The organism is Variovorax sp. LjRoot290 (assembly GCF_964253985.1).
Lineage (GTDB): Bacteria > Pseudomonadota > Gammaproteobacteria > Burkholderiales > Burkholderiaceae_C > Variovorax.
The window spans coordinates 1,347,286-1,360,874 of record NZ_CAXURW020000002.1 but is presented as its reverse complement, the minus strand read 5'-3'; the positions used below and the strand labels follow the sequence as shown (position 1 = coordinate 1,360,874).

Below are 13,589 nucleotides of genomic sequence, written 5' to 3'. Positions count from 1 at the left end.
GGGAATGGGCCTATTTGCCGGCCGGCGCATCGAACAGCTGCCGATCGACCTTCCAGTCCGGGCCGTAGGTCGCATCCGCATAGGCGTAGACCACTGCTGATCCGAGGAGCCCGTGAAGAACGTCTCCCTGCGCAGCTCTGCGACTGATGACCGCGTTCAGCGCGCCTTTGCGCGCCAGATCCTGAAGGGCCCGATTGACCCAGCCGTTGAGCTTGGCCGGCTCCAGGGCGGCGACCTCTTTCTTCATGGCTTCGATCTGCTCGCGCAACCAGGTCGACCCGTCGGAGGCTGCGGGCTGCGCGGGCACGGCCTGTGCGGGCGCAGCCACGGGCAGCGAAGGGGTGGCGGGCGCCGGCCCCGTTGGCGCATCGGGCTCCGTCTCGTTGCGCAGCAGCGAGCGCAGATAGGAGAAAGCGTTGTCGACGGCGCGCAGGCTCTTGTTGCCGGCGCGTCGTTCCAGCACAGCGATCTGATCGCGGACACGGTCGTCACCGAACTCCTTGATCAGGCCTTCGAGCTTGATCTCCCGGATGCCGAGTGTTTCGGCCCGCAGGATCAGGTTGGCATCCACGGGTTGATTCGAGGCCGCCCGTGGCAGCGACGCCTGGCGCTTCTTCCTGACGGCGAATTGGACCTCGTGGATCAGCCTGCCCTGCTTGTGTTCGATGAGCTCGATCTCGAGGTCCGTGTCGCTGTTGATCTCGGCCACCGCATCCTTCACGCGCTCGTTCTTGAACTTGCGCCACTCGCGCCGCTCGGGGCCCGGGCCGTTGCTCAAGGCGTCGACCCACCACGCCACGGGCTTGCGACTGGTGACCCCGCTCGGATTGTCCCGGTAGCGAATGCAGATCTCGTAGAGCGCCACGGCCGTGTAGGAGCCGAGCTTGCCGAGAACCTCCAGATCGATGGTGGCCCAGCGCTGCGGCTCGCGCAGGGCCGACATGATCGTGGGCGGATACGACCAGCTGACCCAGTTCTCGCCGCGGCGCACTTCCAGCGCGACTTCCGAGAGCATGGAGAAGCCCCGCCACTTCACGCCGTCCCCGGGCGCGGTCGACTCCCAGTCGACTTCCAGGCTGCGCATTTCCAGCAGATAGCGCTTCGCCGCGGTGCGCTCGCTGCCGCTGGAGCCGGTGGTGCGCAGCACAGCCGCCAGGGGTGCCTCGAACATGAAGTCGGCCGAGGGCATGGCCGGCATGGCCACCAGCCGCGTCTGGGAGATCTGCAGCAGCGCCGTGTAGATGCGACGGCCGGTCAGCGTCACCCGCGCCGAGCGCGGCATCATCACGATCATCTCGTGCGGCTTGCGCAACTCGAGCGCTTCGTCGGCATCAGGCGCCGCGACGTTCTTCTGACTGTTCATGAGGACCTGATCGTATGTCCAACTCCGATTGGACACAAGCGGAATCACTGTCCAGTTGGCACCCTCTCTCACGCGCTGGGCGCGAGGGGTCGACAATCAGAACGGGGCCCGATTAAAAGCTGGACACTTGGTGATCTCCCCTGCCTCGGGAGCTTCAGCCGGCCCGATTAAAACCCGGACAGTTCGCCTCGCAGCCTGTTCTGACGGTCTTCATTGAGGCGGTTAGAACCTGGACATTGCCCTCTTGCGAAGGCAAACGGGCAGATTTTGGGGCCTCAGCACCGCTGTGGATAAGCTGCGAGGCATCGCGTCACCGGCTGGACGGTTGCCGATCAGAGTCTGGACAGACGCGATTAGAAGCTGGACGCAAGCGATCAAAACCCGGACGGCGTACGCGAATATTGTCTCGTAAGTTATTGATTTATAAAGAGAAAATTGAATTTTCCAGGGGCTTAATCTCTTTAAGGTATTCAATATCTTTTAATCTCGGGAGAGGTGGATGGAGAACAGAATACAAAGGCCGCCACAGGGCAGCGTCCGCGCAGGATGATTGTTGAAGATTCTTCGTTTTTGCGAAGGTGATGGGCATAATCGCAGCACTCTTCAACTTCCGGGGCAGACTTCGTGGACATCAAGCAAACCATCCGGCGCCAGAATCTCGAGGACATCGAGCACCAGGCGCACAAGGTCGCGGGCATGATGGAGCGCATCCGGGTTGCGATGCTGGCACCGACCGCCACCAAGACCGCGCCGACCCTCAAGGCGGTGCAACTGGCCGAGCTGTGCGGGGTCGACAAGTCCAAGATAGCTTACCGGCTTACGCGCGGCGACCTGCCCAGTGGCGAGATCCATGGCAACAGTCGTGAATGGACGATGGCGGAGGCCCAGGCCTGGGCCCGCGAGTTGCGTGCCGACCACCTGCGCCCGGACGGCGCCGCCGGCATCACGATCACCGTCGCCAACTTCAAGGGCGGCGTGGCGAAGACCACCTCGGCGGTCACGCTGGCCCAGGGGCTCTCGATGCGCGGGCACAAGGTGCTGTTGCTGGACCTGGATCCGCAGGGCTCCGCCACCACCCTGTTCGGGGTGCTGCCGGACGCCGAAGTCGAGACCGAGCACACGGCGATGTCGCTGTTCACCGGGGAGCAGGACAACCTGCAGTATGCGATCCGCCCGACCTACTGGCCGAACATCGACCTGGTCTGCGCGGCGCCGCTTCTCTATGGCGCGGAATTCCACCTGCCGGCGCGCCAGGCGAGGGACGCGGGCTTCGAGTTCTGGCGCGTGCTGGACCGCGGCCTGGACCTGACGCGCGAGGCCTACGACGTGATCGTGATCGACACCCCGCCGTCCCTGAGCTACGTGACGATCAACGCGCTGATGGCGGCCGACGGCGTCATCATGCCCCTGCCCCCTTCCGCGCTCGACTTCGCGAGCTCGGCCCAGTTCTGGGACCTGTTCTCCGACCTGTGCAACCAGCTGGTCCGAAGCCGCGGCAAGGACAAGAGCTTCGAGTTCATCGATGTGCTGTTGTCGCGGGTCGAGGCCTCGGACACGGCCAGCTCGGTGGTGCGCCAGTGGGTGCTCGAGGGCTACGGCGACAAGGTGCTGCCGATCGAGATCCCGAAGACCGCGGTGGCGGCGACCGCCAGCGCGGAGTTCGGAACGGTCTATGACCTGCCACGCGGCTCGGTGAACTCCAAGACATTTTCCCGCGCGCGCGTTGCCTACGATCGGATGTGCGAGCTGATCGAGCAGCAGATCGAAGCGGTGTGGGCGCACCAGGTGGCGGAGCGGCAGGTTCTGGAAACGGTGGTTTGACATGGGACTGAAAGACAAGGCCTCCAAGATCGACTTCGCATCGTTGATGCCGGTGGCGGCACCCACGCCCGACGTCACCAAGCCGAAGACGGCGCCGGGCGCCATGATGGCCCTGGCCAACGACCAGCGTTCCGAACTCCTGCGCGAGAATGACCTGCTGCGCGGGCAAGCCGCGCGCGCGGCGGAACTGGAGGGGCGCCTGAACGACGCCGTGACCGAGCTCCACACCTGGGACGGCGCCAAGGCGACGCGCTTGCTCGATCCGCGCGAGATCAAGCGCAGCGACTATGCCAATCGCCACGAGTCGAGTTTTCGACTCGAGGACTTCGAGGATCTCAAGCGTGAGATCAAGGAGGCCGGGGGCAATATCCAGCCCATCAAGGTGCGCCCGATCGCGAGTCCGGGCGATGGTCCCAAGTACGAGATCGTGTTCGGCCATCGCCGGCACGAGGCGTGTCTGCAGTTGGGCTTGCAGGTTCTGGCGTTCGTGGACAACCTGGACGATCGCGCGCTGTTCGAGGAGATGGAGCGCGAGAATCGGGAGCGTGCCGATCTGTCGGCCTGGGAGCAGGGCGTGATGTACGCGCGTGCGCTGGACCGCGGCCTCTATCCGTCCTTGCGCCAGATGGCCAGCGCGATCGGCGTGGACCCGACCAATCTCTCGAAGGCGCTGGTGCTGGCGCGGCTGCCGCAGGCGGTGCTGCAGGCCTTCGCGTCACCGCTGGATCTTCAGTTTCGCTGGTCGACGGCGTTCAAGGCCGCGGTGGAGAGCGACCCCGCGGGATTGGAAGCTCGGGCGGCCGAGATCGCGGCGGACCGCGGCACCCTGAGTGCGAAGGAAATCTTCGCTCGGCTGACGTCCCCGCAGGCAGCGGCAATGCGGGCCCCGTCGCACCCGTCGATTCAGACTTTCGAGAAGGCGGGTACGACCATCGCGACGATGAAGGTCGACGGACAAGCCAAACCCTCCATCCGCATCCATGTCGGATTGACCGCGGCGCGTCAGTTGGAGCTCGCCCGTTTGCTCAAGCAGTTCGTCGCCGAAGGATAAGAGAGACCCCTGCGGGACAAACAAAAAAGGCGCCTTGGGCGCCTTTTTTGTTGGCCTCGAATATCCGAATCGGGAGGTGTAGTACGGTACTACACCCCGCGATCGAAGCGACCCGGGCGGGGAAGTCGTCGGTACCGAACTGCGTGTAGTACCGTACTACACCCCTCCGAACAGCGACGGCGATTAGGCCGCAACCACCCTCACGCCTCTCATGACTGCGAGCCGCGAGACGCCTCGAGACGCTCGAGCGACGACAGGATCTGATCGATCGTCGACTTCAGAACTCCCATGTCCCTGTCGCGCCGAGCCTCGACGATGGGGTTGCCGCCGCCTCCGTCCGCACGCGCGGTGGCGAGCAAAGTCTCTCTGGAACGCGCCACCACCTCGTCAAGCCTGGTAATCAGGTTGTTTCGCAGCGCAGCGAACTGCGCCATCTCGCGCCGCATTTCTCGCACGTCGTCACCCAGCGTCACGAGCACCTGCTCAATGCGCTGCTGCCACTCTGCAAGTTCCTCCGAGGGCGGCGCGGCCGCGGGCGTCGCTTCGTGGAATCGGTGAGCGGGCGCCGCAGGTGCCACCTGGTCGTGCATCAGCGGGCGCAGCACCGCAGACAGCTGGCGGGCCGTGCGCGCCACGGCTTCCTCGAAAACGGCTTTCGGATTCGAGTCCGCAAGCTGCGGCCACAACTCGTAGACCCGTGCGATCGCCTTGTCGGTGGCCAGGCGCAGTCCTGGCCGGCCCGGTTTGCCAGGCAGCACGGTGCCCTTGGCGTTCGCGCCATCCTGACCGCCTGGGTCGGCCTCCCCGCGCGACGCGATGAGACATTCCCTGAATTCGCCGCTTGCACTCCACTTTTTCAGCATTGCTTCTGACGGTGCGCTGGCGCCGTGCAGGATGACCAGGATGCGCCCGAGGTCCGCGACACTGCTGATTTCCGGCCATGCGGCATCACGGAATTCTCCGAGATCCACAACCTGTTCTGAAGCACGATCGGTGGGTAAGGAGGACAAATGCACCACGCCTGAATGATTTGGTTACTGAATAACCGAATTATCAGCCCGCTATTGCCAAAGAGCTTTTCCGGCCCCGATTTCCGTGAAACAATTTTTTGCCCAAGGCACAGCGCGCAAGCTAAGTTGTTGTCGCACTTCAGAAAAAGTCTTGCGGATTCTTGCTCCAATTGGGAGGCGCAATGTTTCACGGAATCCGAGATGCGCTGATTCTTGCCCCAACTTCTGTCATGCGACACAGTAGTTGAGCCGATGCGACACTAATCTTTGACAGTTCCCGCATCCTGAAATAGGCCAACGGACGGCCCGGCGGCACGGAGAGACTCGTGATGTCTTCGACGACGGACACCTCATTGGGCTCAACCGCCGCAACCGGAATGGTCAGGACCGGACCGGCCGTTCGGCTCAGGGTGCGGAATCCGTTCAAAACGCCCAAAGCATGGGCATGCTGTCACCAAGAATGCTGAGCATTGCTGCGGCCGCCATCATCCTTGGCCCACTCGGCGTCATGCCATTGGCCAAGGGCAGCAGGGGCCGTGCGGTTCTTTCACACGTCTTGCCGCCAAGGCGGAAGTGTCCAGCTTTTGATCGAGCAACTTCAACAAGCCATGACCTCCTTTCCGACGTTGCCGCAGCTCGCCCATGTCGATGACGCCGAGTTCGCAGGGCGCGGCCGCGCGGCGGGAATAGAAATTCAGACCGCACGGCTGATCCTGCTCGACCCGGATCGATTCGCCGCGGCGCCGGCGCTGCAGGGCTTGGCCGATCGCGTAAGCGCAGCGCATGGAGAATTTCCCGCAGGCCGAGCAGTTCGAGGCCAGTGAAGACGCCCGCCCGGTGGGGTTGAAGGGGAGAGCGCGGGAGGACGTTCAACCCTACCGACGCGTGGCACACGTGTGTGACATGGGCTCGAGGCGCCGCCTCAATTCGCTCTCTGCGTCGCACGCCCTGCTGTCTGTTTGTGGGAAGCTTGCCTTGTGTCCGCAATTCCGACTTCGTTCTATTTGACGGGCGTTCGCCTTCGCAGACTCACCGGGCAGATAGGAGAAGGAGCAGGGGCAGAGGCTGCTCAGTTTCACTCCCACGCCTGACCTCCAACTGTCCAGCTTTTAATCGGCTCAGTTCAGCGCCATGGATCGCCCGCTCCGAGGTTGCCGCAGCTCTCCCACTCGATGCCGTGGGGCGCGACACTCATCTTGTCCGGTCGAACGACAACCATGATGGCCGGTGGTGAGGAGTCGAAGGCGGCGTAGCGCCGGAAGTAGAGCGCGCCGGCGCGCCGGCGGGCCAGCCAGGTGGAATTGTGAGCGCTCGGGCACAGGTGACGGCGCTGTTCGCCTGAGCGCCAGATCGAGCGCATAGCTACCAGTTGGCGGCTCCGGTCCGTGGCACAGCTGGACGTCGGGCAGCTGACCGCGCTAAACTGTACAGGTTAGCTATTTTAATCGGGATTGAACCATGATTACTGTCACGTCCGTTGATGCGCAAAACAGATTCGGACAGCTTCTTGACAAGGCACAGCGTGAGCCAATCATCATCACGCGCCATGGGCGACCAGCTGCATACATGATCTCCCCTCAAGACATGAAAGAGCTTCAGGAGGCGCGAGCGCGCGGTGACACCCAACAGAAGGCTCAACGCGACTGGGCAACAGCCAGCGCGGAGGCCTGGAACGAATTCGACAACAAGTTCGGTTCGTTCGCTGACGAACACTCGACGCTCTAACCCGCCCATGGCGCAATTCGACGTCCATCGCAACAAGGGCAGCCAGAAGGACAGCATTCCTTACGTCGTGGTCATCCAGTCCGCGCGATTCGATGCCTATCGTCGCCGCGTTGTAGTCCCGCTGGTTCTCCGCCAGAACGCCCCGAGCGGCGCGTCCATATCCGGGTCTCGAATGAACCCGATCTTCAGTGTCGGTGGCGTCGAGGTGGTACTCAATCCACTTCAAACCGTCTCTGTGGCCCTTGACCAGCTGGGTGCTGTCGTCGAATCGCTCGCGGATCACGGGCAACAGATCACCGATGCCATGGGCGAATTGATAACCCGCGCCTGGGGCTAGAAGGAGAAATTCTTGCCGCGCTTCCCAACTCAAAGTGCCGTGACAGATGCCACGTCATAATTACTAATTATGTAGATAATGGTCGTGCCGGATGCCACAGCGTTCGGGGGTGCCTTGCGCCCGTCCAAGATTCACTCGGTTCACTTCAAGAGGACATGACTGCCGTTCCAACGCCATCTCAACTGGCCCAGCTCGAAGATGCCGAGCTTGACGAGTTGGCGCACGCCTGGCGGGCTCGCGCTGCGCGTGGTGAGTCTGGCGCGTTCGGAGTCGCCCACGTGCTCGAAGTCGAAAGGCGAGGGCGCATTCGCGCGAGCCAGATGATCACCCTGCGTGCCCCGCTGGTTCCGACCCCCAGGCGACCCTGGTGGAAGTTCTGGCAATCCGACTCAAGCGATGGACCGATGACTCCGACATGAAGAAGCCTCGGCGAGATGCCATAGCCGACATTGCGTTGTGCGCGTCAACTCAGGGTCTGAGCGATCGTGTCGCAATGGGGTTGTAGCTTGCGTCCGGAAGGCGAGCGCACTGACCTTCGCTGAGCGGGAAGCTCGGGCTACTACCATCGATGCGGCTTTTTGGAAGGCCCAAGCGGTTCCACGCCAACACAAGGGATGCCGCTTTACGGCGCATCCATCGGCTTCAAAGTATGGAGAGGTTGATAAATCAAATTGAATCGCTATGATTCACTAATGACTCAAACCGCTACTCCTCCGTCTACCAAGGTGATGACGGCTCATGTACCTACCGAGCTCGCCGACCAGGTCGACCACTTCGCTGCGAAGCTCGATCGCTCGCGCGCGTGGGTCATCAAGCAGGCCCTCACCGCATGGGTTGAGCAGGAAGCCGAGCGAATGCGGCTCACGCTGGAAGGGCTCGAAGATGTGAAGGCCGGCCGCACCGTCGACCATGCCTCCGTCCACGCATGGGCCCAGAGCCTCGGTACTGACAAGCCGCTGCCGGTGCCGGTGCCGCGCTGATGGAGATCCGTTGGACCTCCAAGGCTCTGTCTGACCTCGCGCGCCTCTACGAATTCCTCGAGCCAGTCGATACGACAGCTGCAGCTCGGACGGTACAGATGTTGACTGCCGCCCCGGTGACTCTGCAGGCCAACCCCCGCATTGGACGCCGAGTGGAGGCCCCCGAGCCTCATGAGGTTCGGCGACTTCTCGTGGGTGCCTACGAACTGCGCTACGAGATCGACGGCAGCACGATCTTCATCGTGCGCATGTTTCACACTCGCGAGGATCGCTGATCATGGGGCGTATAAGCACAACGCGCGGCTGGCTCCTGCTCCGGTTGAACGCAAGGGGCGCTGCCGTCTTGTCGGTCCAGGACGCCGCGGCCTACCGGACCTCCTCGCCGATCCGCCATCGACCTGATGCGGCTACCCATGCGCCGTTTCAACGTGCCTGCGGGTGTGGGTCTGGATCTGCCGGTACTGCTGTGGCGAGAGCTGCAGGCTGCGTATGAACGCGCGGCGCATGGCCTCCGAGGAGGCGAAGCCGCATCGGGAGGCGATCGCCTTGACCGAGAGATGGCTGCCCCCAAGCAGCCGACACGCGGCGTCCACGCGGATTTGCTGCACGACTGCCGCAGGCGTCGAGCCGGTCGCGCCGCGGTAGAACCGCGCGAAGGTGCGCTCGGACATCGCGAGGTGCTCGGCGAGCTGCGTCACGCTATAGGACCTGCGCAGGTTCATCGAGATCCACAGATGCGGCTCGCCAATGCGTGGATCGCGCTGCACCTCGGTGGCGCTCTCGCCCCTGCGGCTGCCAAAGGCCAACGCCGTAGGAGCGTTGGAAGGGAGCGGCCATGCGGCTCGAGATCGCCGTCGCGATCACGCCTCCGAGGTCGGCGGCCACGAGGCTCATCGCGAGGTCGACGCCACGTGTCACGCTCACCGCGCTCCAGTGCACGGGAGCAGTTGCGGTGCGTGCCGATGCCATGGCGCGGGCAGCGCGGGATGCCTCCTGGACGAGCGTGCGGGCGTCCTGCCCGATCGTCGCGCCGCTGCCGATATGCGGGGCCATGCGGGCGAGCCAGGATTCGACCACCGCCCGGCCCGCATCGGAGTGTCCGGTCGTGCGCAGCCACGGGCCCGCCGCCACGATGAGCATGGCGATGCTGCCCTGGATGCGCGCCGGCAGCGGCTCCGCGGCGAGCGCGACGCCGCTGGAGGCCAGCACGGCACCTGCCTCGGCGCCGATCACGAGCACGCGGTAGAACGGCTTCTTCCTGAGCTCGCCGAGCACGGCATTGGCGATCTCCAGAACCGAGATCGCACCCGTCACGTCGACCACGGGAAAGCCGGGCAGCAGCAGAAACCAGACACGTTGCATGCTCGAGAGCGCTTGTTCCGATGTGCGAACCCGCGCGCACTTTAGCGACTTGTGACACGCGCATGACTTCGACCAACGGAGGGGGCGTTGGCGGGATTTAGGGGCAGTTTGTCACCCCGCGAGGGGCAGCCACTTCTAGACTTGCCTTCTGGCTGCTGGAGGAAGTGCTCGAGCCTTCAGGCAGCGGGGGGTGCCTTGCCCCCGACCAGGATGCGAGTGCCTCGCGTCCCGTACTTCGAGAGAGGCCATCTTCGATGGCACTGTGGACCCATGACGTATTGCGGCGGCTCACGGGCGCACGCAGCCTGGAGGACGCGTTCGCGCAGATCGCGCTCGGCGCACGCGAGCTCGGCTTCGAGTACTGTGCCTATGGCCTGCGCCTTCCGCTGTCGTTCACCAATCCGAAGACGCTGATCCTCTCGAGTTACGAGCGCGGCTGGCGCGAGCGCTACCTCGAGGCGGGTTACCCGCGCACAGACCCCACCGTCGCGCACGGTACGCGCAGTGCGCACCCGGTGGTGTGGAGCAACAAGCTTTTCGAGCGTGCACCGCAGATGTGGGAGGAGGCGCGCTCCTTCGGCCTGCGTGTGGGCTGGGCCCAATCCTGTTTCGATGCCGATGGCCGCATGGGCATGCTCACGCTTGCGCGTTCGAACGAGCGGTTCTTGCCGTTGATCAGCAATGCGGCAGGGCGACTGGTGCGGTCCCGTCCGACCGTGAGGTCGGCCTGGCCGACCAGGAACCAGTCGTTGGCTGGCAGTCGGAATCGCGCCGGAACACGCGCGTCTCGCCGGCCGCGTCGGTCACGGCAATCTCGCCGGTCTGCATGCGCCGCGGCACCAATTGCTGGAACACGAAGCGGTGTTGCCGTCCACCGGCGCGGCGAAGCGAGCGCTCGCACCGACTCGGCGGCGCAGCCGCTGGCCGTCACGTAGCAGCAAAGGGCCAGCGGGGACCAACCACAAGGCAGGTCCAATGATCTCCGCCCGGGGGCGGGCGCCCTTTGACCCACGCCGTCACGAACGCGTTCGTTTGCCGAGATTGACGATTGATGATAGTATGTCGGCAAGATCGGAATCCAAAGGAGCCCGCCATGCCCAACGAAGCGATGCACTTTCAAATGCCTGCCGGGCCGGCCGGCGGGCTGCGTGTGCCGGTCAACATGCCGGACGATACCGATCCGGCAGCGGTGTCGTCGGTGGTCGAAGCTATCGAGAAGGCGCTGGTGGTGTTGATGCACGCCGGCCAGGGTCAGGTGATCGTGCGTGCCGACCATTTGGCGGAGATCGCCACAGGCCTGCTGGAGCCGAGCACCGAACTGCTCGAGGACCGCGTGCATCGGATGCGGACGCTGCGGCAGGTGTTCGCCGAGGGCGACTGGTTGACCGCCGAGCAGTTGAACGTGCTGCAGGCAGCGGCGCCCAAGAGCAAGTCGCAGCCGGCGAGCGACTGGAAGCGGCGTGGGCGTATCTACGGCGTGAGCCACGGCGGGAGGGAGTACTTCGCCCGCTACCAGTTCGATGCGATGTACGAGCCCCTGCCTGTCATCCGCGAGATCTTGAAAGCCTTCGGAGAAGTCGCCGACCCGTGGGTGTTGGCGGCGTGGTTCCACTACCCGAATGCCTGGATCGTCGGAGCCGACGGCACGCCGGTCGCGCCAAAGGAGGCGCTGGACCGGCATGACGCCGTGCTCCATGCGGCGCAGCGGCGGCGCACTAGCTACGTCGCATGAGCGGCGGTCCGCCGCACGGCGCGGCCTGCGACCTTCCCGACCCCGGCGCGGCCGAGGACTTCGAGGTCCGGGAAGTAACGCACGAAGAGGTGCCCGTTTGGTACCACGTGTACTGCACGCGCAGTCATCCCAGCACCACGGCACAGACGTTCACCGAAGGCTGGGGCGACACCCGCTTTGCGCCCATTGACCAGGCGGATGACACGCCGGTGCACACCTACTATGTTGCGAGCAGCCCGGAAGCCGCTTACATGGAGTCCGTGCTCCACGACGTCTCACTCTCGCCGCCCGGCTTGTTCGAGGTGGCCTCGCTGGCGCATTTCCACTTGGTCAAGCTGAAGCTGCCGCCGGTGCTGCGGTATGTCAGCTTCCATACGCCGTATCTGCCGAGGCTGCAGAAGATCTCGCGGGCGCAGTTGATCGACAGCCTGCCGGGGTGCTATCCGCAGACCAGGCGCTGGTCCCAGGCGGCTTACCTGCAGCGACCGGCGGCCCAGGCGATCGGCTACGGCTCGAAGCGCCACGATGCGGCCCGCTGTCTGATGCTGTTCGGGCAACGCCTTCCCGAGCCGCCGTTCGAGGTGCTGAATGAAGAACCCTTGGCCGTCGGGGCGCGGCGCGCGGAGTTGTTGGCGCTGGTGCGGTCCCTGAAGCTGCACGAAGTGTGAGCCGGGGATCGGGCGACGCACTCGCGCCGGCCACCGGGCACAGCGCGGCACCTTGTCCGGCGCGGCGAGCGGCATCAGCTGTGCGCGGGCCGGTCGGCTGCTGGGGTCACTTCTAGACTTCTCTTGTGGCTGCTGGAGGAAGTGCTCGAGCCTTCAGGCAGCGGGGGGTGCCTTGCCCCCGACCAGGATGTGAGTGCCTCGCGTCCCGTACTTCGAGAGGGGCTCTTCGATGGCACTGTGGACCCATGACGTATTGCGGCGGCTCACGGGCGCACGCAGCCTGGAGGACGCGTTCGCGCAGATCGCGCTCGGCGCACGCGAGCTCGGCTTCGAGTACTGTGCCTATGGCCTGCGCCTTCCGCTGTCGTTCACCAATCCGAAAACGCTGATCCTCTCGAGTTACGAGCGCGGCTGGCGCGAGCGCCACCTTAAGGCCGGCTACCTGCGCACGGATCCGACCGTCGCGCACGGTACGCGCAGTGCGCAGCCGGTGGTGTGGAGCAACAAGCTTTTCGAGCGTGCACCGCAGATGTGGGAGGAGGCGCGCTCCTTCGGCCTGCGTGTGGGCCGGGCCCAATCCTGTTTCGATGCCGATGGCCGCATCGGCATGCTCACGCTTGCGCGTTCGAACGACCGGTTAACGCGCAAAGAGCTTCTCGCGCACGATCCTATGATGCGCTGGCTCGCGAACAACGCGCACCTGACGCTCGCCGGCGATCTTGGCGGCGCCCAGGCGGCCCTCCACGAGCCGCTCACGCGTGGGCAGGCCGAAGTTCTCCGATGGACGGCCGACGGCAAGACCAGCGAGGAGATCGCTTCGATCCTCTCGATCTCGGCGAACACCGTGAACTTCCACATCAAGAACGCCATTGCGAAGCTGCGCGTGGCCAACAAGAGTGCCGCGGTCGCGCGCTCCTCGAAGCTCGGCCTGCTCGACTGAGGGTGAACTGCGGAACAGGTCGCCGAGTTCGCGCTCCTCGGTGTCTACGCTGGCGGCGAACTGCCAGCGATCGCTGGGCCGCGGCGCCACGAGCCAGGCGCGGTCCGGAAACCAGGTCTTGAGCCACATCGCCTGCGCGAACAACGATTCGACAGTGGCGTCGGGTTCAGGCAAGAGCAGCGCCAGGCAGCCGGGCATGCCGGCCAAGTGCGGCGCCTGGATGTTCTTGCCCTCGACGTCCGTCACCAAGGCGCTATAGCTGCCCTTGGCGGCTCTCCGGCGCGCGAGCGTGATGCATTCGCAGAGGTTGCCCCACCCGCTTTCGTCTGGGCCAGGAAAACGATCCTGGCGTGTCTGTGTCCGCTCTGCGTGGTGAGTTGGATCTCGCTGCCGCAGATGAAATGGATGTTGGCCTCGCGCGCCGCCAGATGGCCGCGCACCACGCCCGAGACCGAGCATTCATCTGTCAGGGCCAGGGCCGAGTACAGCTTGGCCGCGGCACGCTCCACCATCTCCTCGGGCTGGGAGGCGCCCACGAGGAAGGTGAAGTTCGACCGGCAGTGGAGCTCTGCGAAGGGCGGCGGCTCGATACTGCACATA

17 protein-coding genes are annotated in these 13,589 nt (G+C 64.6%); 10 read left to right on the top strand and 7 right to left on the bottom strand.

Annotated features, from left to right (window positions below):
• Positions 1-10: 10 nt before the first annotated feature.
• On the bottom strand, positions 11-1,363 hold the full coding sequence (locus ACSQ9A_RS35540) for a hypothetical protein (protein ID WP_436307431.1): 1,353 nt from the start codon (positions 1,361-1,363) through the stop codon (positions 11-13).
• A gap of 624 nt (positions 1,364-1,987) precedes the next feature.
• Between ACSQ9A_RS35540 and ACSQ9A_RS35535 the strand changes: the two genes are divergently transcribed.
• Both ACSQ9A_RS35535 and ACSQ9A_RS35530 read left to right on the top strand, forming a co-directional pair.
• Positions 1,988-3,184 carry a ParA family protein gene (locus ACSQ9A_RS35535; RefSeq protein WP_436293141.1) on the top strand — a complete coding sequence of 399 codons (1,197 nt, stop codon included), beginning with the start codon at positions 1,988-1,990 and terminating at the stop codon, positions 3,182-3,184.
• A gap of 1 nt (position 3,185) precedes the next feature.
• Positions 3,186-4,235 (top strand): ParB/RepB/Spo0J family partition protein, encoded by a 1,050-nt coding sequence (locus ACSQ9A_RS35530; RefSeq protein WP_436307430.1) that lies wholly within the window; start codon positions 3,186-3,188, stop codon positions 4,233-4,235.
• Positions 4,236-4,444: 209 nt separating this feature from the next.
• On the opposite strand, the gene ACSQ9A_RS35525 is transcribed toward ACSQ9A_RS35530, so the two are convergent.
• The 3 genes from ACSQ9A_RS35525 to ACSQ9A_RS35515 form a co-directional block, all read right to left on the bottom strand.
• The gene (locus ACSQ9A_RS35525; protein WP_436307429.1) at positions 4,445-5,245 is read right to left on the bottom strand and encodes a hypothetical protein; all 801 of its coding nucleotides are present in this window, start codon (positions 5,243-5,245) and stop codon (positions 4,445-4,447) included.
• 506 nt (positions 5,246-5,751) lie between these two features.
• Positions 5,752-6,030 carry a hypothetical protein gene (locus ACSQ9A_RS35520; protein WP_436307428.1) on the bottom strand — a complete coding sequence of 93 codons (279 nt, stop codon included), beginning with the start codon at positions 6,028-6,030 and terminating at the stop codon, positions 5,752-5,754.
• A gap of 338 nt (positions 6,031-6,368) precedes the next feature.
• The gene (locus ACSQ9A_RS35515; RefSeq protein WP_436307427.1) at positions 6,369-6,605 is read right to left on the bottom strand and encodes a hypothetical protein; all 237 of its coding nucleotides are present in this window, start codon (positions 6,603-6,605) and stop codon (positions 6,369-6,371) included.
• A gap of 98 nt (positions 6,606-6,703) precedes the next feature.
• Here ACSQ9A_RS35515 and ACSQ9A_RS35510 point away from each other — a divergent pair, with 98 nt between their 5' ends.
• The 4 genes from ACSQ9A_RS35510 (at position 6,704) to ACSQ9A_RS35495 (ending at position 8,562) form a co-directional block, all read left to right on the top strand.
• Complete coding sequence (locus ACSQ9A_RS35510; RefSeq protein WP_093111842.1) at positions 6,704-6,970, top strand: type II toxin-antitoxin system Phd/YefM family antitoxin; 267 nt, start codon at positions 6,704-6,706, stop codon at positions 6,968-6,970.
• Positions 6,971-6,977: 7 nt separating this feature from the next.
• Positions 6,978-7,307, top strand: a complete 330-nt coding sequence (locus tag ACSQ9A_RS35505; RefSeq protein ID WP_436307426.1) for a CcdB family protein — start codon at positions 6,978-6,980, stop codon at positions 7,305-7,307.
• A gap of 692 nt (positions 7,308-7,999) precedes the next feature.
• A complete protein-coding gene (locus ACSQ9A_RS35500; RefSeq protein WP_436307425.1) occupies positions 8,000-8,287 on the top strand; it encodes a CopG family ribbon-helix-helix protein in 288 nt (95 codons plus the stop codon).
• The gene (locus tag ACSQ9A_RS35495) at positions 8,287-8,562 is read left to right on the top strand and encodes a type II toxin-antitoxin system RelE/ParE family toxin (protein ID WP_436293149.1); all 276 of its coding nucleotides are present in this window, start codon (positions 8,287-8,289) and stop codon (positions 8,560-8,562) included. Before ACSQ9A_RS35500 ends, ACSQ9A_RS35495 begins: the two co-directional genes overlap by 1 nt.
• Positions 8,563-8,694: 132 nt before the next feature.
• Here the strand turns inward: ACSQ9A_RS35495 and ACSQ9A_RS35490 are convergent, their stop codons facing one another.
• Both ACSQ9A_RS35490 and ACSQ9A_RS35485 read right to left on the bottom strand, forming a co-directional pair.
• Positions 8,695-9,009, bottom strand: a complete 315-nt coding sequence (locus tag ACSQ9A_RS35490; protein WP_436307424.1) for a helix-turn-helix domain-containing protein — start codon at positions 9,007-9,009, stop codon at positions 8,695-8,697.
• On the bottom strand, positions 8,987-9,649 hold the full coding sequence (locus ACSQ9A_RS35485; RefSeq protein ID WP_436307423.1) for a hypothetical protein: 663 nt from the start codon (positions 9,647-9,649) through the stop codon (positions 8,987-8,989). The genes ACSQ9A_RS35490 and ACSQ9A_RS35485 overlap by 23 nt, the downstream gene beginning before the upstream one ends.
• Before the next feature lie 254 nt (positions 9,650-9,903).
• On the opposite strand from ACSQ9A_RS35485, the gene ACSQ9A_RS35480 reads away from it, so the two are divergent.
• The 4 genes from ACSQ9A_RS35480 to ACSQ9A_RS35465 all read left to right on the top strand — a co-directional run bounded on the left by ACSQ9A_RS35480 (position 9,904) and on the right by ACSQ9A_RS35465 (position 12,989).
• The gene (locus tag ACSQ9A_RS35480; protein WP_436307422.1) at positions 9,904-10,584 is read left to right on the top strand and encodes an autoinducer binding domain-containing protein; all 681 of its coding nucleotides are present in this window, start codon (positions 9,904-9,906) and stop codon (positions 10,582-10,584) included.
• Positions 10,585-10,742: 158 nt separating this feature from the next.
• Positions 10,743-11,381 (top strand): hypothetical protein, encoded by a 639-nt coding sequence (locus tag ACSQ9A_RS35475; protein ID WP_436297138.1) that lies wholly within the window; start codon positions 10,743-10,745, stop codon positions 11,379-11,381.
• Entirely contained in the window at positions 11,378-12,049 is a 672-nt protein-coding gene (locus ACSQ9A_RS35470) for an RES family NAD+ phosphorylase (RefSeq protein ID WP_436307421.1), read from the top strand. The genes ACSQ9A_RS35475 and ACSQ9A_RS35470 overlap by 4 nt, the downstream gene beginning before the upstream one ends.
• Positions 12,050-12,278: 229 nt before the next feature.
• Complete coding sequence (locus ACSQ9A_RS35465; RefSeq protein WP_436307420.1) at positions 12,279-12,989, top strand: autoinducer binding domain-containing protein; 711 nt, start codon at positions 12,279-12,281, stop codon at positions 12,987-12,989.
• 242 nt (positions 12,990-13,231) lie between these two features.
• On the opposite strand, the gene ACSQ9A_RS35460 is transcribed toward ACSQ9A_RS35465, so the two are convergent.
• Positions 13,232-13,588: a PHP domain-containing protein gene (locus ACSQ9A_RS35460; protein WP_436307419.1), complete on the bottom strand. Its 357-nt coding sequence runs from the start codon at positions 13,586-13,588 to the stop codon at positions 13,232-13,234.
• Between the last annotated feature and the right edge of the window lies 1 nt (position 13,589).